Annotated in this window: 20 protein-coding genes; 15 read left to right on the top strand and 5 right to left on the bottom strand. The window is 72.8% G+C overall.

Annotated features, from left to right (window positions below; translation table 11 throughout):
• Nucleotides 1-75: 75 nt before the first annotated feature.
• Nucleotides 76-1,104 (bottom strand): aldo/keto reductase, encoded by a 1,029-nt coding sequence (locus ACWCHM_RS08405; RefSeq protein WP_454221956.1) that lies wholly within the window; start codon nucleotides 1,102-1,104, stop codon nucleotides 76-78.
• A gap of 222 nt (nucleotides 1,105-1,326) precedes the next feature.
• Between ACWCHM_RS08405 and ACWCHM_RS08410 the strand changes: the two genes are divergently transcribed.
• The 3 genes from ACWCHM_RS08410 (at nucleotide 1,327) to ACWCHM_RS08420 (ending at nucleotide 3,037) form a co-directional block, all read left to right on the top strand.
• Entirely contained in the window at nucleotides 1,327-1,740 is a 414-nt protein-coding gene (locus ACWCHM_RS08410; protein ID WP_240762839.1) for a VOC family protein, read from the top strand.
• A complete protein-coding gene (locus ACWCHM_RS08415; RefSeq protein ID WP_245855058.1) occupies nucleotides 1,728-2,180 on the top strand; it encodes a nuclear transport factor 2 family protein in 453 nt (150 codons plus the stop codon). The genes ACWCHM_RS08410 and ACWCHM_RS08415 overlap by 13 nt, the downstream gene beginning before the upstream one ends.
• Before the next feature lie 101 nt (nucleotides 2,181-2,281).
• Nucleotides 2,282-3,037, top strand: a complete 756-nt coding sequence (locus ACWCHM_RS08420; protein WP_204961601.1) for an IclR family transcriptional regulator — start codon at nucleotides 2,282-2,284, stop codon at nucleotides 3,035-3,037.
• Nucleotides 3,038-3,095: 58 nt separating this feature from the next.
• Here the strand turns inward: ACWCHM_RS08420 and ACWCHM_RS08425 are convergent, their stop codons facing one another.
• Together ACWCHM_RS08425 and ACWCHM_RS08430 are read right to left on the bottom strand one after the other, a co-directional pair.
• Nucleotides 3,096-3,929 (bottom strand): IclR family transcriptional regulator, encoded by an 834-nt coding sequence (locus tag ACWCHM_RS08425; protein WP_421488093.1) that lies wholly within the window; start codon nucleotides 3,927-3,929, stop codon nucleotides 3,096-3,098.
• A 49-nt stretch (nucleotides 3,930-3,978) separates the two neighbouring features.
• Nucleotides 3,979-5,313 carry a hypothetical protein gene (locus tag ACWCHM_RS08430; protein ID WP_454221957.1) on the bottom strand — a complete coding sequence of 445 codons (1,335 nt, stop codon included), beginning with the start codon at nucleotides 5,311-5,313 and terminating at the stop codon, nucleotides 3,979-3,981.
• 210 nt (nucleotides 5,314-5,523) lie between these two features.
• Here ACWCHM_RS08430 and fdxA point away from each other — a divergent pair, with 210 nt between their 5' ends.
• Genes fdxA through ACWCHM_RS08465 form a run of 7 tightly spaced genes read left to right on the top strand, consistent with a single transcriptional unit; the run spans nucleotide 5,524 to nucleotide 11,087 of the window.
• The gene (fdxA, locus tag ACWCHM_RS08435) at nucleotides 5,524-5,835 is read left to right on the top strand and encodes a ferredoxin (protein ID WP_067309107.1); all 312 of its coding nucleotides are present in this window, start codon (nucleotides 5,524-5,526) and stop codon (nucleotides 5,833-5,835) included.
• A complete protein-coding gene (locus ACWCHM_RS08440) occupies nucleotides 5,835-6,815 on the top strand; it encodes an NAD(P)/FAD-dependent oxidoreductase (RefSeq protein WP_454221958.1) in 981 nt (326 codons plus the stop codon). The genes fdxA and ACWCHM_RS08440 overlap by 1 nt, the downstream gene beginning before the upstream one ends.
• Entirely contained in the window at nucleotides 6,812-7,732 is a 921-nt protein-coding gene (locus ACWCHM_RS08445) for a fumarylacetoacetate hydrolase family protein (protein ID WP_454221959.1), read from the top strand. Before ACWCHM_RS08440 ends, ACWCHM_RS08445 begins: the two co-directional genes overlap by 4 nt.
• A complete protein-coding gene (locus tag ACWCHM_RS08450; RefSeq protein ID WP_454221960.1) occupies nucleotides 7,729-8,895 on the top strand; it encodes a hypothetical protein in 1,167 nt (388 codons plus the stop codon). Before ACWCHM_RS08445 ends, ACWCHM_RS08450 begins: the two co-directional genes overlap by 4 nt.
• Before the next feature lie 7 nt (nucleotides 8,896-8,902).
• Complete coding sequence (locus ACWCHM_RS08455) at nucleotides 8,903-9,781, top strand: HpcH/HpaI aldolase family protein (protein WP_454221962.1); 879 nt, start codon at nucleotides 8,903-8,905, stop codon at nucleotides 9,779-9,781.
• A 25-nt stretch (nucleotides 9,782-9,806) separates the two neighbouring features.
• Nucleotides 9,807-10,181: a cupin domain-containing protein gene (locus tag ACWCHM_RS08460; protein WP_088647236.1), complete on the top strand. Its 375-nt coding sequence runs from the start codon at nucleotides 9,807-9,809 to the stop codon at nucleotides 10,179-10,181.
• A 6-nt stretch (nucleotides 10,182-10,187) separates the two neighbouring features.
• Nucleotides 10,188-11,087: a ribokinase gene (locus ACWCHM_RS08465; protein WP_204961609.1), complete on the top strand. Its 900-nt coding sequence runs from the start codon at nucleotides 10,188-10,190 to the stop codon at nucleotides 11,085-11,087.
• A 245-nt stretch (nucleotides 11,088-11,332) separates the two neighbouring features.
• Here ACWCHM_RS08465 and ACWCHM_RS08470 read toward each other — a convergent pair whose 3' ends face one another.
• The gene (locus ACWCHM_RS08470; RefSeq protein ID WP_454221963.1) at nucleotides 11,333-12,442 is read right to left on the bottom strand and encodes an acetamidase/formamidase family protein; all 1,110 of its coding nucleotides are present in this window, start codon (nucleotides 12,440-12,442) and stop codon (nucleotides 11,333-11,335) included.
• A gap of 309 nt (nucleotides 12,443-12,751) precedes the next feature.
• Between ACWCHM_RS08470 and ACWCHM_RS08475 the strand changes: the two genes are divergently transcribed.
• The 4 genes from ACWCHM_RS08475 to ACWCHM_RS08490 are packed head-to-tail and all read left to right on the top strand — an operon-like array spanning nucleotide 12,752 to nucleotide 15,888.
• A complete protein-coding gene (locus ACWCHM_RS08475; protein WP_454221964.1) occupies nucleotides 12,752-14,125 on the top strand; it encodes an aromatic ring-hydroxylating oxygenase subunit alpha in 1,374 nt (457 codons plus the stop codon).
• Between the two features lie 44 nt (nucleotides 14,126-14,169).
• Entirely contained in the window at nucleotides 14,170-14,658 is a 489-nt protein-coding gene (locus tag ACWCHM_RS08480; RefSeq protein WP_204961612.1) for an aromatic-ring-hydroxylating dioxygenase subunit beta, read from the top strand.
• 10 nt (nucleotides 14,659-14,668) lie between these two features.
• A complete protein-coding gene (locus ACWCHM_RS08485; RefSeq protein ID WP_145919475.1) occupies nucleotides 14,669-14,998 on the top strand; it encodes a Dabb family protein in 330 nt (109 codons plus the stop codon).
• On the top strand, nucleotides 14,995-15,888 hold the full coding sequence (locus tag ACWCHM_RS08490) for a VOC family protein (RefSeq protein WP_088647651.1): 894 nt from the start codon (nucleotides 14,995-14,997) through the stop codon (nucleotides 15,886-15,888). The genes ACWCHM_RS08485 and ACWCHM_RS08490 overlap by 4 nt, the downstream gene beginning before the upstream one ends.
• A 252-nt stretch (nucleotides 15,889-16,140) precedes the next feature.
• On the opposite strand, the gene ACWCHM_RS08495 is transcribed toward ACWCHM_RS08490, so the two are convergent.
• Entirely contained in the window at nucleotides 16,141-16,842 is a 702-nt protein-coding gene (locus tag ACWCHM_RS08495) for an SDR family NAD(P)-dependent oxidoreductase (protein ID WP_454221965.1), read from the bottom strand.
• 638 nt (nucleotides 16,843-17,480) lie between these two features.
• Between ACWCHM_RS08495 and mdlC the strand changes: the two genes are divergently transcribed.
• Nucleotides 17,481-19,088, top strand: a complete 1,608-nt coding sequence (mdlC, locus tag ACWCHM_RS08500; RefSeq protein ID WP_454221966.1) for a benzoylformate decarboxylase — start codon at nucleotides 17,481-17,483, stop codon at nucleotides 19,086-19,088.
• The last annotated feature ends 22 nt before the right edge of the window (nucleotides 19,089-19,110 follow it).

Below are 19,110 nucleotides of genomic sequence, written 5' to 3' on the forward strand. Positions count from 1 at the left end.
GGGTACGGCGTGGCGGCCCCGGCGTGCGGGCCGGCGACCGCCGCCTGGGTCCGGGGTGACCGCCGCTGACGACGGTCAGGGGCGGCGGCGCAGGGTCGGGTCGGTCAGGGCCGGTACCCGGTAGCCGGCGTCGGCCGGGTTGACGTCGTGGCCGGGCCGGACCAGTTCGTCGATCCGGTCCAGCACGTCGGCCGGCAGCCCGGCCGGCTCCCCGGCGGGCAGTTGGCTGCGCAGCTGGGCGAGGGTACGCGGGCCGATGATGGCGCTGGTGACCGCCGGGTGGCTCAGCACGAACCCGAGCGCCAGGTCGATCAGCGTCAGGCCGCTCTCGTCGGCGAGCGTGGCCAGCTCGTCGACCAGGGCGAGCTTGCGGTCCCGGGCGGCGGCGTCGCGGAAGTCGAAATGGTCGCCGTTGCGCCCGGCGCGGGAGTCCGCCGGTACGGCCGTCGACCGGTACTTGCCGGTCAGCCAGCCGCCGTTGAGCGGGCTGAACACCAGCACGCCGAGCCGGTACCGCTCGCTGGTGGGCAGAGCGGCGGCCTCGACACCCCGGGTGAGGACCGAGTAGCCGAGCTGTTCGGTGGTGAAGCGTTCCCGCTGCCGGCGTTCGGCCACCCACTGCGCCTCGACGAGCTGCTCGGCGGGGAACGCCGAGGTGCCGATCATCCGGACCTTGCCCTCCCGGACCAGGTCGGTCAGCGCGCCGAGGGTCTCGTCGACGTCGGTGAGCGGGTCGGGGCGGTGCACCTGGTAGAGGTCGATCCAGTCGGTGCCGAGCCGGCGCAGGCTGCCGTCGACCGCCTGCCGGATCCAGCGGCGGGAGTTGCCCCGGCGGTTGCGGTCGTCGCCCATCGGCTCGTGGAACTTGGTGGCCAGCACGACGTCGTCGCGCCGGCCGCGCAGCGCCCGGCCGAGGATCTCCTCGGACTCGCCGTGGGCGTACACGTCGGCGGTGTCGACCAGGTTGATCCCGGCGTCGAGCGCCTCGGCGACGATCCGGTGGCACTCCTGCTCGTCGGTGTTGCCCCAGGCGCCGAACATCATGGTGCCCAGGCAGAGGGTGCTCACCTCGACCCCGGTCCCACCCAGTCTGCGGTACTGCATGATCCGATCGTCCTCCCGTACGCGATGTGCCCCCACGCTGGCACGCGGGCCGGCCGACGGCACCGTCCCGGCGCGTCGAACCCGGCGTGCCGGCTTTGTGTCCCCGGCACATCGCCCCCGCCGGCAAAGAGTGAATAGGCTGGTGGACGCGATAGTGATGGACATTTCGGTACGGTGGAGGTAACAGTGGCGACCGGCCTGACCCAAGCCCGATGGACGCATGTGGCGTTGCCTACCGGCGACCTCGACAAGGCGATCTCGTTCTACACCACGCTCACCCCGCTGGTGGTGGTGGAGCGGTTCGCCGACGCCGACGGCGAGAGCGTCTGGCTCTCCAACGACAAGCAGGTCGAGACCCCGTTCGTGCTGGTGCTCGTCTCCTTCAACAAGGACAAGGGCGGCCAGCTCGGCCTGCTGCACCCGTTCGCGCACATCGGCATCGAGGTGCCGCAGCGTTCGGACGTCGACGAGATCGCCGGGCGGGCCCGCGAGCTGGGTTGCCTGCACTGGGAGCCGCGTCAGATGCCGCCGCCGGTCGGCTACATCTGCGCGCTGAAGGACCCCGACGGCAACGTCATCGAGATCTCCCACGACCAGCAGGTCTTCGACACCGTGCGGCGTCGGTGGGGGAGCTGACCGCAGCGTCCACCCGCGCCGCCGTGCAGCGGTACCTGGCGGCGCTGAACGCCCACGACGCCGATGCCGTGGCCGGCTGCGTGAGCGTCGACTTCGTCAACGAGCACACCGCCGCCCTCGGCCGGACGGTGGTCGGCCGGGCCCGCTACCGGGCCCGGCTCGACGGCTTCCTGGCCGAGTTCGTCGACCTGCGCTACGAGGTGGAGGAACTGCTCGCCGACGCCGACCGGGCGGCGGTGGCGTACCGGATGTCGTTCCGGCTGGCCTCGGCCGGCCGGGCGCCGGTGCGCATCCGTGGCGTGTTCCGGTTCCGGGTCGACGCCGACGGCCTGATCGCCCACCGGGTCGACTACTGGGACAGCGGCGAGGTGCACCGCCAGCTCGCGGGGGCACCCGAACCGCCGCCCGTCCCCGGTTCGGGGGCGGGCGGCCCGGCGTAGCCGGTTTCCGGATCCGGCGTGCGGTGGTGTCCGTGTCGCCGGATCCGGCCCGTGCTCGGTAGAGTTCGCCTTTCGGTGGACGGCGAGTGCGAGGTGGCGCGGTGACGGGCGGAGTCGACGAGTCGGCAGGTGACGCGCCGGCGATCCAGACCGTGCAGCGGGCCGCCACCATCCTCCAGGCGTTCTCCGTGGAGCGGCCCCGGCTCACCCTGGCCGAGCTGACCGCCGACCTGGCCGTCAGCCGGGCCACCGCGCACCGGTACGCCCGCGCGCTGCGGGCGGCCAACCTGCTGCGCTTCGACACGGCCACCGCCACCTACACGCTGGGTCCGCAGGTGCTGGCGATGGAGGCCGCCGCCCGCGCGGCGCTGCCCATCGTCACCGCCGCCGAACCGCACCTGGACCGGCTCACCCGGCTGACCAACCAGACCTCGGTGCTCAGCGTGTGGAACGGTGAGGCGCCCACGGTGGTCCGCTGCATGGACAACACCAGCGGCGACGTGCGGCTCAGTGTGCGCACCGGTTCGCCGTTGGATCTGTTGCGCTCGGCGCAGGGTCGGGTCTTCTGCGCCTACCTGTCGGCCGCCGAGGCGCCCGCGGTGGCCCGCCAGTTGCGGCTGTCGGCGGGCCTGCGGGCCGTCGTCGAGCAGGTCCGCCGGGACGGCTACGCGGCCAACTCGCCCGAGGATTTCGGGGTACGCGTGCTGGCCGCCCCGGTGTTCGAGCGGACCCAGGTGGTGGCCGCGCTGGCCGTGCTGGGCACCAGCACGGCGCTGTCCGGCGCGGTGGAGGCCGCGGCGGCGGACAGCCTGCGGCTGGTGGCCCGGGAGTTGTCCGAGGCGCTCGGCGCGGGCTGACCCCGACCGCCGGCCCGGTGACCCGACCGGCGTGCCGCGGTCGGGCTGCCGTGGCAGGTCAGCGGCTGCCGTTGCCGGCCGGGGGGTGCTGGCCGTTGCCGTTACCGGGCAGGTGGTGGCCGTTGCCGCCGCTGCCCAGTTCGGCGGTGACCAGGGCGGCGACGCGTTGCAGGGCGATGGCGAGTGTGCTGTCGGTGCCCTCGGGGACCGAGGTGGTGGTGCCGACGATGGCCATCGCGGCGATCAGGGTGCTGCCCCGGAAGATCGGCGCGGCGATGCTGCGGACCCCGTTGGCCGAGGGCGTGTTGGCCGAGATGCCGGTCCGTCGGATCTTCTCGACCTCCCGGCGCAGCTCGGCGGAGGCGGCGATCTCGTCGGCCAGCCCCGGCACGTCGGCCTCGGGGAGGAAGGCGCAGAACACCCGGCCCTGGGCGGATTCGGTGCGGGACAGCCGGGAGCCGGTCCGGACGCTGACTCGGATCACCCGGTCGGTGTTGTCGTCGGCGCGGACCACCACGGCGGTGTCGCCGTCCCAGACGCTGAGCACGACCGTCTCGTCGATCTCGCGGACCAGTTGCTGCATGCGCGGGCCGGCGATGCTGATCACCGGCATCGCCGCGCGGGCGGCGGCGGAGAGGGTCAGGATCTGCGGGCCGAGGGAGTAAAGTCCCTCCCGCTCGTCGTAGCGCAGCAGGTTGCTCTCCCGCAGCGCCTTGGTGTAGCGGTGCGCGGTGGCCTTGCTGGTGCCGAGGCTGGCGGTGAGTTCGTTGAGGCTCAGGCGCGGGCGGGCCGCGGTGAACGCATTGAGGATGACCGCCGCGCGCTGCACGGTCTGGATCGCCGGTGAGCTGGGGTCAGCGCTCTTGACCGGCGAAGGGGCATCGTCCGCCATCTGGATTCCTTTGTGCGCAGAGTGAGACAGTATCATGGCATATGACACGTCAGCCTGTCGATGCCTGCTGGTGGCGCACCGCGATGTCGGCGTACAACCGGGCGAAACGCACCAGTTCCGACAGGGCGTACCGGTCCCGTCGCGGGTCGGCCGGATCGGGCGGTAACGCCGGCGGACCCAGCCGTACGGTGGGCACCCCCCGGGCGCGCAGCACCACCCCGTCGGTCGACCCGGTCCACCCGCGCAGCGGCGCCGGTGGCCGGCCGTACGCGGCGAGCCAGGCGTCGCCGGCGTGCCGGCAGATCGGCGCGGTGGGCGGGGTGGCCGCGGACGGGTGGGCCGGATGTCCGGCCACGGCCAGCCCGCAGTCGGCCAGCGGGGTGTTGCGCAGCCGCCGGGTCAGGGTGGCCCGCAGCGCGTCGGTGATCTGCCGCGGATCGTCGCCGGGCACCGTGGTCAGGTAGAGGTGCAGGTCCAGCACCCCGGGCAGCAGGTCGGGCTTGCCCGGCTGACCGGCGCGGACCGCCCCCAGGCCCAGTTCCGCCCCGACCTGGGCGTCCGGGTCGGCCCGCTGGGCCAGGTGGGCCCGGCGGAACTCCTCCAGCGCCTCGACTACCACGCCGAGGTGGGCGAGCAGCCCGCCGGGGGGCGTGGCGGTGTCCCGGAACAGCGCCGGGTGGAACCCGCTGGACAGGCGTACCCGCAGGAACATCGCCCCCGGTTCGGCGGTGAGGATGCCCGGTGGGCTGGTCTTGGCCACGATCGCGGCGGCCGGCCGTGGCCGCCCGCGCAGGTGGTGCAGGACCCCGCCGGTGGTGGGGGCCGGCGCGACGCCGTCCTCCGGGCCGGCGGTGGGGTCGTCGCGGTGGGTGCCGGTGGCGGCGAGCAGCAGGGTCAGCCGGTGTGGCCGGCCGGCGGCCCGCAGGGTCTCGGCAGCGGCGGCGTAGCCGACCAGGGCGGCGGCGGCCGCCGCCCGGGCCACCCCGAGGCCGAAGCCGCTGACCACCTCGTTGGCCGGGCCGGACAACTCCAGCGCGGGGGCGGGGGTGCGCCGGCCGGTGATCGGGGCGTCGAAGTCGTTCCCGCCGGTCAGCGAGGTGTCCAGGTGCGAGTAGATCAACAGCTCGGGGTGGTCGCCCAGGTCGGTGCCGCCGACCAGGTTGGCGCTGTCGGGCGTGGTCGGGGTGCGCTCCAGCGGGTCGACCTGCCAGGACAGCTCCGGCCAGCGGGTGGCGGCCCAGTCGGCGACCCGCAGCGCGGTGGCCCGCTCCCGGCCGTACGGGCTGGGCTGGGCGGTGAGCGCGGCCAGGGCGTCGACCAGGGTGGCCTCGTCGACCGCCCGCGCGGCGGCGTGGCGCAGGGGCGCCGGTACCTCGTCGTCCATCCGCTCCCTCTCGCCAGCGTGACTTCATTCAAGATGACGTCTCGTATGTTGACATACTCTGGGCCGGGTCTCTAGCGTGGCCTGACACCAAACGACATCGCCCCGCATCCGGCGACGTCGCGGAACGGGCCCGGCACCCGGATCGGCTGCCCGTCCGGACCTGCCGCTGCGGCGCGGATGCGGCCGGCCGACCGAACCGCAGGAGGACCGATGACCTACGTGGTCACCGACGAATGTGTGGACGTACAGGATCGGTCCTGCGTCGAGGAATGCCCGGTGGACTGCATCTACGAGGGCGACCGGATGATGTACATCAACCCGGACGAGTGCGTCGACTGCGGGCGCTGCGAGCCGGTCTGCCCGGTCACCTCGATCTTCCACCTCGACGACCTGCCCGCCGACCGCGCCCGGTTCGGGCCGATCAACGCCGAGTTCTTCACCGAGATCGGCACCCCGGGCGGCGCCCGCAAGATCGGCCGGGTCGGCCACGACCACCCGGCCATCGCGGAAAGCGCCGGCTGATGACCGAGCGGCACGAGGTCGACCTCGCGATCATCGGCGCCGGCCCGGCCGGCCTCTACGCCACCTACTACGCCGGCTTCCGCGGGATGAGCGTGGCGGTGATCGACTCGCTGCCCGAGGCCGGCGGGCAGATCGCCGCCCTCTACCCCGAGAAGTCGATCTACGACATCGCCGGGCTGCCCGCCGTGCGGGGCCAGGAACTCGTCGACGCCCTGCTCACCCAGGCCGCCACCGCCAAGCCGACGTTCCTGCTCGGGCAGAGCGCCATCGAGCTGACCTGCGCCGAGGACCACGTGCTGATCGGCACCGACACCGGCACCCAGGTCCGGGCGGCGGCCGTGCTGCTGACCGCCGGCATCGGCACCTTCACCCCCCGGGAGCTGCCCGTCGGCAGCGACCACCTCGGCCGGGGACTGCGCTACTTCGTCCCCCGGCTGGAGGAACTCGCCGGGCAGGACGTCGTCGTGGTCGGCGGTGGCGACTCCGCCGTCGACTGGGCGCTGGCCCTGGAGCCGTACGCCAGCAGCGTCACCCTGGTGCACCGGCGACCGCAGTTCCGCGCCCACGAACGCAGCGTCACCCAGCTGCACGAGTCGACAGTGCGGGTGCTCACCCCGTACGAGGTCAGCGGGATCGACGGGGAACAGCACGTCGAGGCGGTGCGGATCGCCGAGGTACGCGGCGAGGGCCGGCAGACCCTGCCCGCCCAGGCGGTGGTCGCCGCGCTCGGCTTCATCGCCGACCTGAGCGCGATGGAGCGCTGGGGGCTGGAGATGCGTCGCCGCTACGTCGCCGTGGACCGGTCGATGCGGACCAACCTGCCCCGGGTCTTCGCCGCCGGCGACATCACCGACTACGACGGCAAGGTCCGGCTGATCTCGGTCGGCTTCGGTGAGGCCGCCGCCGCCGTCAACAACCTGGCCCCACTGGTCAACCCGGCGCTCGGCACCGTACCCGGCCACTCCTCGGACGCGGTATGACCGCCCCCGCGCCCACCGACGCGCACCTCGTCGTCACCCGGTACGGGCTGGGCCGGATCACCGGCGACGACGTCGAACTGCTCGACCTGCCCACCCCGGACGTGGCCGCCCTGCTGCGCGCCGGCCGGGGGTTCGCCCCCGCCGCCGAGGCCCGGGTCCGCCGCCGGCTACCGCTGGAGACCCTCGTCGGCGACCTGCGCCCGCCGCTGGCCGGGACCCGCGCGGTGTGGGGCGTCGGGCTGAACTACCACTGCAAGGCCCGCACCACCGGCCGGGCCCTGCCCACCCAGCCGGTGCTCTACCTGAAATCGCCGAGCGCCGGCTCCGGCCCCGGGGACACCGTGCCGCTGCCCGGCTCGGTGAGCAGCCAGCCCGACTACGAGGGTGAGGTCGCCCTGGTCGTCGGCACCCGGATGCACCACACCCCGGCCGGGCAGGTCTGGGCGCACCTCGCCGCGATCACCGCCGCCAACGACCTGACCGCCCGGGACGTGATGGCCGCCACGGGCAATCCCACCCTGGCCAAGAGCTTTCCCGGGTTCGGTGCCCTGGGCGCCTCGGTGCTCGGCCTGGGCGCGGTCGCCGACCGCGACGCCATCGGCGTCCGCACCACGGTCAACGGCGAGCTGCGCCAGCAGGCCAGCACCGCCGACCTGATCTTCCCGGTGCCCGACCTGCTCGCCTGGATCACCAGGTACGTGGTGCTGGAGCCCGGTGACGTGGTGCTCACCGGCACCCCGACCGGCACCGGCCAGGACCGGGGTTGCTTCCTGCGCCCCGGTGACCAGGTGGAGGTGACCGTCGCCGGGGTGCTGCCCCTGCGTACCCGGTTCGGTGCCGAGAGCCCGGACCACCCCGCGCCGGCCGCCGTCGACGCGTCGACCCACTCGCTTCGCACAGAGAGCCCGATGTCATGAGTGAGAATTCCGAGCGGTACGACCTGGTGCTGGCCGGTGGCCAGGTGTTCGACGGTCAGACCGGAGCCAGCCAGGTCGCCGACGTCGCGGTGACCGGCGACCGGGTGGCCCGGATCGCGCCCGGCCTCGCCGCCGCCGCCGACCGGGTGGTCGACTGCGCCGGGCAGTACGTGCTGCCCGGCCTGGTCGAGGCGCACACCCACATCTTCGCCGAGGTCTCCAAGGTCGGGGCCCCGCCGGACGAGGCGCACCTGCACCGGGGCGTCGTCGCCGCCTGCGACGCCGGCACCGTCGGCGCGTCCACCTTCGCCGCGTTCGAGAAGTACGTCGCCGAGCCGGCCCGGATGCGGCTGGTGAACTTCCTCAACGTCTCGGTCCTCGGCCTGATCGACTTCCGGTTCGGTGAGCTGATCAACCCGGGCACGCTGGTCCCCGAGGACGCCCTGGCGGTGGCCGAGGCGAACCCGCACCGGGTACGTGGGTTCAAGATCCGGCTCTCCGAGGACGTCGTCGGGCTGGACTGGCGTCCGCTGCTCAAGCGTTCCCTGGCGCTCGCCGCCGAGGCCGGCCTGCCGCTGATGATCCACATCGGAGAGACGCCGGAGCCGCTGCCGGTGATCCTGCCCCTGCTGCGCCCCGGCGACGTGGTGGCGCACTGCTACACCGGCAAGCCGTACGGCATCCTCAACGACGGCACCGTGCTGCCCGAGGTGTACGCCGCCCGCGAGCGCGGGGTGCTGTTCGAATCCGCCCACGGCAAGAGCAACCTCAGCTTCGCCGTCGCCCGCCCGGCGATCGAGCAGGGCTTCCTGCCCGACGTGGTCACCTCCGACACCAGCGCCCGCAACTGGCGCGGCCCGGTGTTCGACCTGGTCACCAGCATGGCCAAGCTGCGCGCGATGGGGATGACCCTGGAGCAGTTGGTGCCCCGGGTGACGACCGCACCGGCCCGGCTGACCGGCCTGGACGCCGAGGGCTACGGCACCCTGGTCGAGGGCGGCCCGGCCCACGTCACCGTGCTGGCCGAGGCCGAGGAGGCGGTGCTCCCCGACGCCGCCGGCAACACGATCACCGCACCCCGGCTGGAGCCGAGCGTGGTGCTGCTCGGCGGCGAGCAGGTGCCGACCGTGCCGTGGCGCGGGCTGCCCGCCACCCGGGCGTGAGGCCCTGATGTCCGCCGTCGGGCCGGTGTCCGGCGAGCCGGGGCCGGCCCAGCCGACCCCGTCCACGTCCGTCGGGCAGACGCCGCCGACCTCCGTCGAGCCGACCCCGCCGGCCGGGGTGCACGGCCACCGCGCCCGGCTGCGGGCGACCCTGCGCGCCGGGGGTCAGCTCGCCGGCACGTTCGTCAAGCTGCCCGGCGGTGACGTGATCGCCCTGGCCGCCCGCTCCGGACTCGACTTCGTCGTGATCGACCTGGAGCACTCCGGCCTGGACGAGCGGACCGCCACCGACCAGCTCCGGCTCGCCGCCCTGGCTGGCCTGCCGGCGCTGGTCCGGGTGCCGGCCGTCGACCCCGGCCAGGTCAACCGGCTGCTGGAGGCCGGGGCCGTCGGGATCCAGCTGTCGACGGTGCGCCGCCGGGCCGACGTCGAGGCGCTGCGCTCGGCCAGCCGGTACGCCCCGCAGGGCCGGCGCAGCATCAGCCTGGCGCACCCGTCGGCCGGGTACGGCGGCGACGGCCTGGACCGGTACCTCGCGGTGGAGGCCGAGCACCCGCCCGTACTGGTGGCCCAGATCGAGACGGCGACCACCGACGACCCGCTGCCCGCCCTGCTGGCCGGGGTGGACGTGGGTTTCGTCGGGACCACCGACCTGGCGGTGAGCCTGGGCCTGTCGACCACCGACGACCCGGGGCCGCTGCTGCGGCGTACCGGGGACATCGCCGCCGCGGCCCGCACGACCGGGACCCACCTCGGCGGCTGGGTGCCCGAGCGGTCCGCCGCGGCGCTGGACCGCTGTGGCCTGACCGACGCGCGCTACCTGGTCGTCGGTTCGGACCTGCACCTGCTCGGCACCGGCCTGCGTCGGCTCGCCGCACCCCTCTGACCCGCCCGAGAAGGGACGCGTTCACATGCTCAACCCGCAGCTCTACCGCACCTCGGTCAACTGGGACGACATCCCGGCCACCGACGTCCGGCCCGGGGTGCGCCGCAAGGTGTACGCCACCGACGAGGTTCTCTTCGCCTGGCACGAACTGGCCGTCGGGATGGACCTCAACCCGCACCACCACGACGACTTCGACCAGCTGGTGCTGATTCTCGGCGGCCGGTGCAACTACTACGTCGACGGTGTGCCGCACCCGATGGGGCCGGGTTCGATGCTGCTGGTGCCGCGCGGCGCGGAGCACTACATCGAACCGACCGAGGGCCCGTGCATCAACGTGGACGTCTTCGCCCCGCCCCGGGCGGACTTCCTGCCGCACGCCTGGCGTCCCGGGCAGGGCTGACCGGCGATGACCGACATCGTGGTGGTGGGCAGCCTCAACGTGGACGTGGTGGTGCCGCTGCACGAGCTGCCCGCCCCCGGGCAGACCGTGCTCGGCGCGGCCGACCACCGGCGGGCCGGCGGCGGCAAGGGCGCCAACCAGGCCGTCGCCGCCGCCCGGCTGGGTCGCCGGGTGGCGATGGTCGGCGCGGTCGGCATCGACGCCGACGGCGACTGGCTGCTCGGGCTGATCGCCGCCGAGGGGGTGGCCACCGAGGCGGTGCTGCGCGCCCCCCGCCCGACCGGGCAGGCGATCGTGCTGGTCACCGCCGACGGCGACAGCACCATCGCGGTCAGTTCGGGGGCGAACATGTGGCTCGCCGCCGAGCACCTCGGCCCGCTGCGTGACCTGCTCGGGTCGGCGCGGGCGGTGCTGCTGCAACAGGAGGTCGACGCGGCGGTGGTGGCCGAGGCGGTCCGGCTGGCCGAGGGCCTGGTGGTGCTCAACCCGGCACCGGCCCGCCCGGTCGACCCGGCGACCCTGGCCCGGGTCGACGTGCTGGTGCCCAACCGGGGTGAGTTGGCCGCCCTGGCCGGCGCGCCGCCGACGGACGCCGGGGCCGACGCGCTGGCCGCGATGGCCCGGTCGCTGGGCACCCGGGGGCCGGTGGTGGTGACCCTCGGCGGTGACGGCGCGCTGGTGGTGACCACCGACCGGCAGTGGCTGATCCCGGCTGAGCGGGTCGACGCGGTCGACGCCACCGGTGCCGGGGACACCTTCTGCGCCGCCCTGGCCGACGCGCTGCTCGACGGCGCGGCGATCGACGAGGCGGCCCGGTGGGCGAGCCGGGCGGCAGCGGTGACGGTCACCCGGCCCGGGGCGATGGAGGCCGCACCCCGTCGTGTCGAGGTGCCCACCAGCGCCTGAACCCCACCCCGTCGGCCCGGCCGGGCAGCGCCACCCGGCCCGGCCGTCGCCGCCGCGGTCCCCGGTCCTGCCGCCCGTCGCACGCCGCCTGTCGGTGACGGTGCGGCCCGGCTCCGGCCGGCTGCGTCCGCTGCCCCCGGCCCGTCCCGGTCGGGGGCAGCGGCGTGGCGGCGACCCCTGCGCGCGTCGGTGCGCCGCCCACCCCGGCCCGCGGCACACCGCCACGGGCCGGGACGCGTCGTCGGTCAGAAGTGGGCCGGGAAGTCGGCCTTGCGGATCAGGCAGTGGATGCCCTTCACCCCGTCGACGACCTGGCTCACCTCGAAGTCGGCGGCGGCGCTCAGGTAGGCCAGCGCGGTCTGCGGGGGCATGCCCTGGGTGCGGACGAGGAAGTCGACGGCGGCCCGGACGGCCCGCCGCATCGCCTCGTCGAGGTCGCCGTGCAGGCCGACCGGCAGCCAGTGGGTGGCGGTCTCGGCGAACGGCCCGTCGACGGCCCCGACCAGGCCACCGGCCTGTGCCCCGGGGATCACCGACAGTCGCAGGGTGGCCCGCAGTGGCGCCTCCAGGGCGGTCAGCGCCACCTCACCGTCGCCCTGGGCGTAGTGCGGGTCACCGGCGTAGAAGCCCGCCCCGGGCAGCTGCACCGGCAGGTAGAGGGTGGAGCCGACCTGGAGTTCGTTGATGTCGAGGTTGCCGCCGAACGCGCCGGGCGGCACCGAGTGCACCGGCTCGTCGGTGTCCACGGCGACGCCCATCAGGCCGAGGAAGGGGGCGAGCGGGAAGCGGGCCGCCCGGCCGTCGCCGTACGGCAGGGTGCCGAACAGCCGGCCGCCGTGGTGGATCACCTCGGTGAAGTGGCTGACGGTGCCGTACTCCCGGGGGCCGTCGCCGTCCGGGCCGGTGTCGGTGGGGGTGAGCGGGTACTCGCCGGGCAGCGCGCCGTAGCCGTGCCGGCTGCTGATGAAGCCGTACGGGGCGCGGACGAGCAGGTCGAGCACCTCGATCCGGAGCAGGTCGCCGGGTTCGGCTCCGGCCACCGTGATCGGGCCGGTGACCACGTGCGGGCCGTCGGCGTCGTAGTCGTGGGCGACGTCGGAGGCGGCCAGGTCGCGGGCGTCGGTGAGGACCCGGTCGGTGGGCACGTCGAACTGCTTGAGGAAGCCGACCGGGTCGCGGCCCTGGTCCTCCAGGATGCCCTCGTGGCTGAGCGTGTCGATGGTCACGGTCTCGCCGGAGCCGACCCGCAGCACGGGTTCGTGCCGCCGGTCGGGCAGCCGGCCCCACAGGCAGGTGTCCGGGGTGCTGGGCAGGTAGTGGGTTCCACCGATCGGGCCATCGTGCGGCTGGAGCATGACATCCTCCGGAAGGGGTGACACCGGCTGGCGGTGCGACGGGACGGCGCTGCCCGGTGCGGGTGGCCGGCGGCCGGCGACGGGATGCGCGGGCCGCGTCCAAGGGCCGGCGATCGGGGCGGGCGGATCGGCCGGGCCATGTCGGATGTAGGGGATCGTGACCGGCGAAGCAACAGTTGCGTGTTGCGTTCGTATTAACAGCGAGTAACCCGGTGTCGGAGTCTGCCCTGCTCTTGACAGTTGCCATGGCCGAGTAGCAGCATCGTGTAGCGAGATGCTGTCTCGCATGACGTAGAAGGCGGTGAGGTGATGGCGCAGCAGACGCCGGTACGTCCGCTCGGTGCAGCCGGCGCGATGATCGACGAGGACTGGGAGGCGCTGCGGTTCCGCGTGCACCGCTCGGCGTACCGCGACCCCGAGGTGTTCCGGACCGAGATCGACCGGATCTGGAATCACACCTGGCTCTATCTCGGCCACGAGACCGAGATCCCGAAGGCGGGTGACTTCAAGACCCGCACCCTCGGCGGTCGACCGCTGATCTTCTGCCGGGACGCCGGGGGCGAGGTGCGGGCCTTCTTCAACGCCTGTACCCACCGGGGCACCGTGCTGTGCCGGCACAGCGAGGGCAACACGAAGTTCTTCCAGTGCTTCTACCACGCCTGGGCGTTCAGCAACTCCGGCGAACTGGCTGCGCTGCCCGGCGACGACGCGTACCCCGACGACCCCGCCTTCCGGGCGTCGATGGCGCTGCGCCAGGTGCCCCGGCTCCAGATCCACGAGGGTTTCGTCTTCGTCGCCTTCGACGCGGACGTGCCCGACCTGCTGACCCACCTCGGGCCGGCCGCGCACTACATGTCGCTGACCGCGAAGATCGGCGAGCACGGCATGACCACCCTGCCGGGCGTGCAGCTCTACAGCGTGAAGGGCAACTGGAAGCTCGCCGTCGAGAACGCGATGGACGGCTACCACTTCGCCCCCACCCACAACACCTTCGTCGGCTACCTGCGGGAGACCGGGTTCGCCGTCACCGACGACGACCAGTACGCCTACGACCTCGGCGGCGGCCACGGGCTGCTCGTGCTCACCGGGCACAACGGCCGGATCGGGATGGTCTGGGAGCCCCGCTTCGGCGACGAGGAGAAGACCCGCACCGTCGCCAAGCGCCGCGAGCTGGAGGCCCGCCTCGGCCCCGAACTCGCCGCCGAGGTGGCCGACGCCAGCCGCATCCTGTTCGTCTTCCCCAACCTGCTGCTGTTCGACCTGGAGGCGCTGACCATCAGGCAGCTCGAACCGGTCGCCGCCGACCGCACCGACGTGCGGGCGTGGCAGTTCGTCGAGGTCGGCGAGCCGGAGTCGGTCCGCGCGCTGCGGATCAAGACGATGGTCAGCTTCGTCGGGCCGGGCGGCCTGGCCACCCCCGACGACATCGAGGCGTACGAGGCGGTGCAGCGCGGCATCACCGCGACCGCCGACGCGGTCGACCCCGCCCACGACTGGAGCGACATGTCGCGGGGCATGGCCAACGAGAAGCAGGGCAACCAGGGCCGCTCGATCGACGAGGGCGCGATGCGCAGCTTCTGGCGGCGCTGGGCCGAGAAGGTCGGGGCGGGCACCAGCGTGGCCGGCGACCCGCCGGCCGGTACGCCCGCCGCCGGACCCGCCGCGGGGGGTGCGGGCAAGTGAGCGTGTCGTCGACGACGGCCGGGAGCCGTGGGGGAGTGGTCAGTGTGGCATCGCGCGAGGTGACCCGGGCCGAGGTGGAGGAGTTCCTCTACCGGGAGGCCCAACTGCTCGACGAGTGGCGGCTCGACGAGTGGCTCACCCTGATCGAGCCGGGTGGCCGGCTGGAGGTGCCGACCACCGACTGGGCCGGCTGGGACGCCACCACCGCCGGGTACTTCGTGGCCGACGACTACGAGCTGATCCAGGCCCGGGTCAAGCGGCTCAAGAGCCGCAAGGCACACGCCGAGAACCCGCACTCGCGCACCCACCGGATGATCTCCAACGTGCTGCTGCTGGAGGCCGGCGCGGAGACCGTCTGGATCAGCGCCAACTTCATCATCCACCGCTACCGCGACAACGGCGCCTACACCTACGTCGGCCGCTACGAGCACGTGCTCAAGGTCGACCCGGACGGGCTGCGGTTCCGGCTGCGCCGGGCCGTCCCGGTGATGGAGTCGATGGACCCCGGCGCCCGACTCAGCTTCATCCTCTGAGCCGGCCGCCATGATCACCCACATGCTGGTCTTCCGGTTCCGCGACGACCTGCCGCCCGGCGCGGCCGAGTCCGTCCTGGCCGAGCTGGAGACCTTCCCGAGCCGGTATCCCGCGATGCGCAACTGGCGCAGCGGGGTCAACGTCAGCACCCGCGACACCAGCATGACCCACGGCTTCGTCGTGGAGTTCCCCACCGAGCAGGACCTGCTCGACTACCTGCACAGCGACTCGCACGAGCGGTTCGTCCGGGAACGCTGGCGGCCGGTCATCGAGCGTCAGGCCATCGTCAGTATCCCCACCGCCGGGGACGCCCAGCCCATCGAGAGGGGTCACAGATGACCACCGAGGCCACCGCCCGCCGCCGTGGGCCCTACGGCATGGAGTACGCCCGGATCGAGGTGCCCGACCTGGCCGCCTCCATCGAGTTCCTCCAGTACCACGTCGGGCTGCAACTGGAGCAGCACGACGACGAGTACGCGTTCCTGCGCGCCGACCTGGAACACCACAGCATCGAGCTGGTCGCCGCGCCGCAGCGTACCGAGTCGTGGACCACGGCGGTCGGGTTCAGCGTCGAGAACGACGCCGTCCTGGACGACCTGCGGGAGCGGGTCACCGCCGCCGGGCACGAGGTGTTCGAGCTGGCCGACCGGGTCAAGGGCCTGGTCCAGCGGGGCTTCGCCGTCCGCGACCCCAACGGGCTGATCGTCGAGCTGTTCACCGAGTTCCAGGAGTACGCCGAGCCGCCGCTGATCGAGCTGCGCCCGCTGGACCTGGTGCACCCGTTCCTCGCCACCGACAAGTACGACGAGACGCTGGCGTTCTACACCAAGGTGCTCGGCTTCCTGGAGTCCGACCACGTCGGCGACGTGACGGTCTTCCTGCGCAGCGAGGACCGCTACCACCACAGCCTGGCGATCCAGCGCAACAACGAGTTCTACGTCGCGCACCTGTGCTTCATGATGAAGAGCTTCGACCACGTGATGCGCGGCCGGGCACGGGCCCAGTACAAGCAGGTCCCGATCGCCTCCGACCTGGTCAACCACTCGGCGTCCACGTCGATCGCCTTCTACATGCACGACACCCGGCACGGGCCGCGCTACGAGCTGTGCGACAGGCACCGGGTGTTCACGCCGGAGGAGCACGAGACCCACCGGGCCCGCCGGATGGCGGTCGACCCGCGCAACATCGACGTGTGGCGGCCGGCCGCCGACGACTGGGCGCGTTTCTGACCCGCGCCCCCGTCAGGACCGGCCGGCGGACTGTCGTACCCGCCCGTCGGTGAGGGGCGCGAACGCGGGGTGGCCCGGTCAGGGGGCCACCCCGCCACCCCGTCCGGGGGAATCCCGGCGTCTCCCGTCGCAGCGACACCCGTCGCTGCCGCATCCGGTGGTGTGGCGTCGAGTTCCCACCAGCCCATCCTCGGCCCACGGGCGGTCCGCCTGTCCGGTGAGCGCGCCGTACTCCGGGGTGCGGCGCTCGCCTCACCAGGGTACGGGGCGGCCGTCCCGGTAGAAGCCACCGGTGGGGCCGTCGTCGGGCAGGTCGACGGCCCATCCGACGCCTTCGGCACCGTCGGCGACCGGGCGGCCGCCCGCGCCACCCATGTCGGTGGCGACCCAGCCGGGGCCGACGGCGTTGACCAGGATTCGGTCGGCGCGCAACTCCGCGGCGAGGATGCGGGTCAGGGCGTTCAGCGCGGCCTTGGAGATGCGGTACGCCGGTAGGCCACCCGCCATGTCGGCCAGTGACCCCGCGCCACTGGAGACGTTGACGACCCGGGCGTGACGGCCGGCGCGCAGCAAGGGCAGGAGCCGCATCGTGGTGCGCCACGCGCCGTACAGGTTGGTGTCGAGGGCCTGCTGAACGACGGACAGGTCGGCGTCGGTGGCGCTCTGCCAGGTGTCGTAGAGGATGCCCGCGTTGTTGACCAGGACGTCGAGCCTGCCATGCCGTTCGCGCAGAGTGTGCTCCAGGCGGGCGATACTCGCCGGATCGGTGACATCGAGTTGATGGGCCGTCAGACTCCCCTCCCCGGCGGGGGGACCCAGGTCCGTGACGGCACGCTCGGCAGCGGTGGCGTGCCGGGCGGTCAGATAGACGGTGTCGCCTGCCTCGGCCAACAGCCGGGCGACCGCGCGGCCGATGCCCCGGTTGGCTCCGGAGACCACGGTGACCCGGTTCACGGGCCCACCGGTGCGGCCCGGTCACCGTCGACGCGGTATGATGTTTGGCTGACCTCGTGGCGGTCAGTACCCGTGTGGTGCACCATCAACTCCCTCCGAGGGCGACGGTAGCCGGTGAGGAATTCCGGTAGGGTGGCCGCCCGGTGCCCGGTGCGTAACCGATAATCACGTCGCGAGCATTGTTGGATCGTCGGGGACCGCATCGCGGTAAAGGACGTTTCATCACCCAAGCAGGAAATCCGGTTCAGGTCAAGTGGTCGGCCTCATCCGTTGATTATCGAGGGCGGAAATGATTCCGGGATCCGGCCCCGGTCTACCGTTACGGCAGTCCGCCCAGCAGAGGTCGTCACTCCGCCGGCGGGTGACCACACGAAGTACGGGCGCTGTGCTAACGAAGTGCCGATACTTCGGTCCTGCCGCCTTGTCACCTGTGCGACCGGTTCGTAAACATCTTCCTTACGAAGGAGATGCCCGACTGATTCGACCGACGCGTTTCAAGGCTCACCGGCCGTGTCTGCCAGTCAACGCCGGAAAAGCGCGCCACCGTTCGGACGACGTCGGATTCGCCGGGCCCCCAGATCACAGGAGGAGTGCTGACTGTGCCAGCAGAACAGGGTGAATCAAGAACGATCCGAGAGGTGACCATCGATCTGCTGCGGGACCTGGGCATGACCACGGTCTTCAGTAACCCGAGTCACACCGAGATGAAGCTGTTCGAGTCGTGGCCGGACGACTTCCGTTTCGTCATGGGGCTCCAGGAGGCGTCGGTCGTCAGCATGGCCGACGGTCACGCCCAGGCCACGGGTGAGCCGTCCCTGGTCGTCATCAACGGTGGTCCCGGTCTGGGCAACGCGATGGGCGCCCTGTACACCGCCGCCAGTGCGCACACCCCAATGGTGATCATCGGTGGTCAGCAGGCGCGTAAGCTGTTGCTCGGCGAGGCGTTCCTGACCGCCAGCGAAGCGACGTCGTTGCCGAGGCCGTACATCAAGTGGGCTGGGGAGCCGGCCCGGCCGCAGGACGTGCCGGCGTTGCTGGAGAAGGCTTACCACATCGCCCGGCAGTCGCCACAGGGTCCGGTGTTCGTCGCGATTCCCGAGGACGACTGGGTCCGGCCGGCGAGCCCCTTGCCGCACCGGGTCCGGCAGGTCAGTTCTGCCGTGGTCACCGACCCGGCGGTCCTGGACCGGCTGGCGGACGTCCTGAACAGCGCCGAGCGGCCGGGCATCGTCGCCGGGCCGCGGGTCGACGTGGACGGGGCCCGCGATGACCTCGTCCGGCTGGCCGAGCGGCTCAACGCCCGGGTGTGGGGCAGCCCTGTCTGGCCCCGGGGGAGCTTCCCCGAGACCCACCCGCTATTCGGTGGCGTCCTGCCGCCGATCCCGGAGATGATCTCGGAACGGCTGTCCGAGCACGACGTGGTGGTGGTCTTCGGAAGCCCGCTGTTCACCCTCTTCACGTCCTTCGACCTCTTCTCGACCAACCCGGCGGCGACGGACACGAGCGCCCAGCCCCAACTCCCGGAGGGGGTCGACTTCTACCACGTCACCGACGATCCGGTCGCCGCCGCCTGGTCGATGGCCGGTACGGCGTTCGTCTGTCCGACCGGGTCGACCGTGCGTCAGCTCGTGCCCCGGGTGCGGGAACGGGAGCGGGTGCCGCTGGCCTCGACCAGACCGCAGATCGCCACGCCCACCGCCTCCGAGCCGCTGACCCAGGCCTACCTGTTCCACCTGTTGGCGCAGGAGCTGCCGGACGACGCGGTGCTGTTCGAGGAACTGCCGATCGGCAGGGCGGACTTCCACGAGCAGATCCCGCTGGGCCCGAACAACGGCTACTTCGCCACCGCCAGCGGCGCCCTGGGCTTCCCGTTCGCCGGGGCGGTCGGCTACACGCTGGCCCGACCCGACCGGCGCGCGGTGGTCGTGATGGGGGAGGGGTCCGCCCAGTACACCCTGCACTCGATGTGGACGGCGGCGCAGCACAACCTTCCTATCACCTACGTGATCCCGAACAACTCGGGTTACCTGTCGCTCAAGTACTACCTGGAGGACCAGAAGGCGTGGCAGGCCGGTTGGGACCTGAGCGGGGTCGACATGGCGGCGCTGGCGCGCGGGTTCGGGGTGCCCGGCGAGCGGATCGTCTCGCCGGAGGGGCTGCGGACCGCGCTTCGGGAGGCCCTCAGTGCGAACGGCCCCCGGATGCTCGACGTGGTCGTGGCCGACCCCGGTGGGTTCCGACTCTGAGTAACTGACGTTCTGACCGGAG

It is taken from the genome of Micromonospora sp. SCSIO 07396, from assembly GCF_053667945.1.

Coding starts and splice junctions, on each gene's coding strand:
- ACWCHM_RS08405 (WP_454221956.1), bottom strand. CDS start 1,104: ATGCAGTACCGCAGACTGGGTGGGACCGGGGTCGAGGTGAGCACCCTC.
- ACWCHM_RS08425 (WP_421488093.1), bottom strand. CDS start 3,929: ATGGCGGACGATGCCCCTTCGCCGGTCAAGAGCGCTGACCCCAGCTCA.
- ACWCHM_RS08430 (WP_454221957.1), bottom strand. CDS start 5,313: ATGGACGACGAGGTACCGGCGCCCCTGCGCCACGCCGCCGCGCGGGCG.
- fdxA (WP_067309107.1), top strand. CDS start 5,524: ATGACCTACGTGGTCACCGACGAATGTGTGGACGTACAGGATCGGTCC.
- ACWCHM_RS08440 (WP_454221958.1), top strand. CDS start 5,835: ATGACCGAGCGGCACGAGGTCGACCTCGCGATCATCGGCGCCGGCCCG.
- ACWCHM_RS08445 (WP_454221959.1), top strand. CDS start 6,812: ATGACCGCCCCCGCGCCCACCGACGCGCACCTCGTCGTCACCCGGTAC.
- ACWCHM_RS08450 (WP_454221960.1), top strand. CDS start 7,729: ATGAGTGAGAATTCCGAGCGGTACGACCTGGTGCTGGCCGGTGGCCAG.
- ACWCHM_RS08455 (WP_454221962.1), top strand. CDS start 8,903: ATGTCCGCCGTCGGGCCGGTGTCCGGCGAGCCGGGGCCGGCCCAGCCG.
- ACWCHM_RS08460 (WP_088647236.1), top strand. CDS start 9,807: ATGCTCAACCCGCAGCTCTACCGCACCTCGGTCAACTGGGACGACATC.
- ACWCHM_RS08465 (WP_204961609.1), top strand. CDS start 10,188: ATGACCGACATCGTGGTGGTGGGCAGCCTCAACGTGGACGTGGTGGTG.
- ACWCHM_RS08470 (WP_454221963.1), bottom strand. CDS start 12,442: ATGCTCCAGCCGCACGATGGCCCGATCGGTGGAACCCACTACCTGCCC.
- ACWCHM_RS08475 (WP_454221964.1), top strand. CDS start 12,752: ATGGCGCAGCAGACGCCGGTACGTCCGCTCGGTGCAGCCGGCGCGATG.
- ACWCHM_RS08485 (WP_145919475.1), top strand. CDS start 14,669: ATGATCACCCACATGCTGGTCTTCCGGTTCCGCGACGACCTGCCGCCC.
- ACWCHM_RS08490 (WP_088647651.1), top strand. CDS start 14,995: ATGACCACCGAGGCCACCGCCCGCCGCCGTGGGCCCTACGGCATGGAG.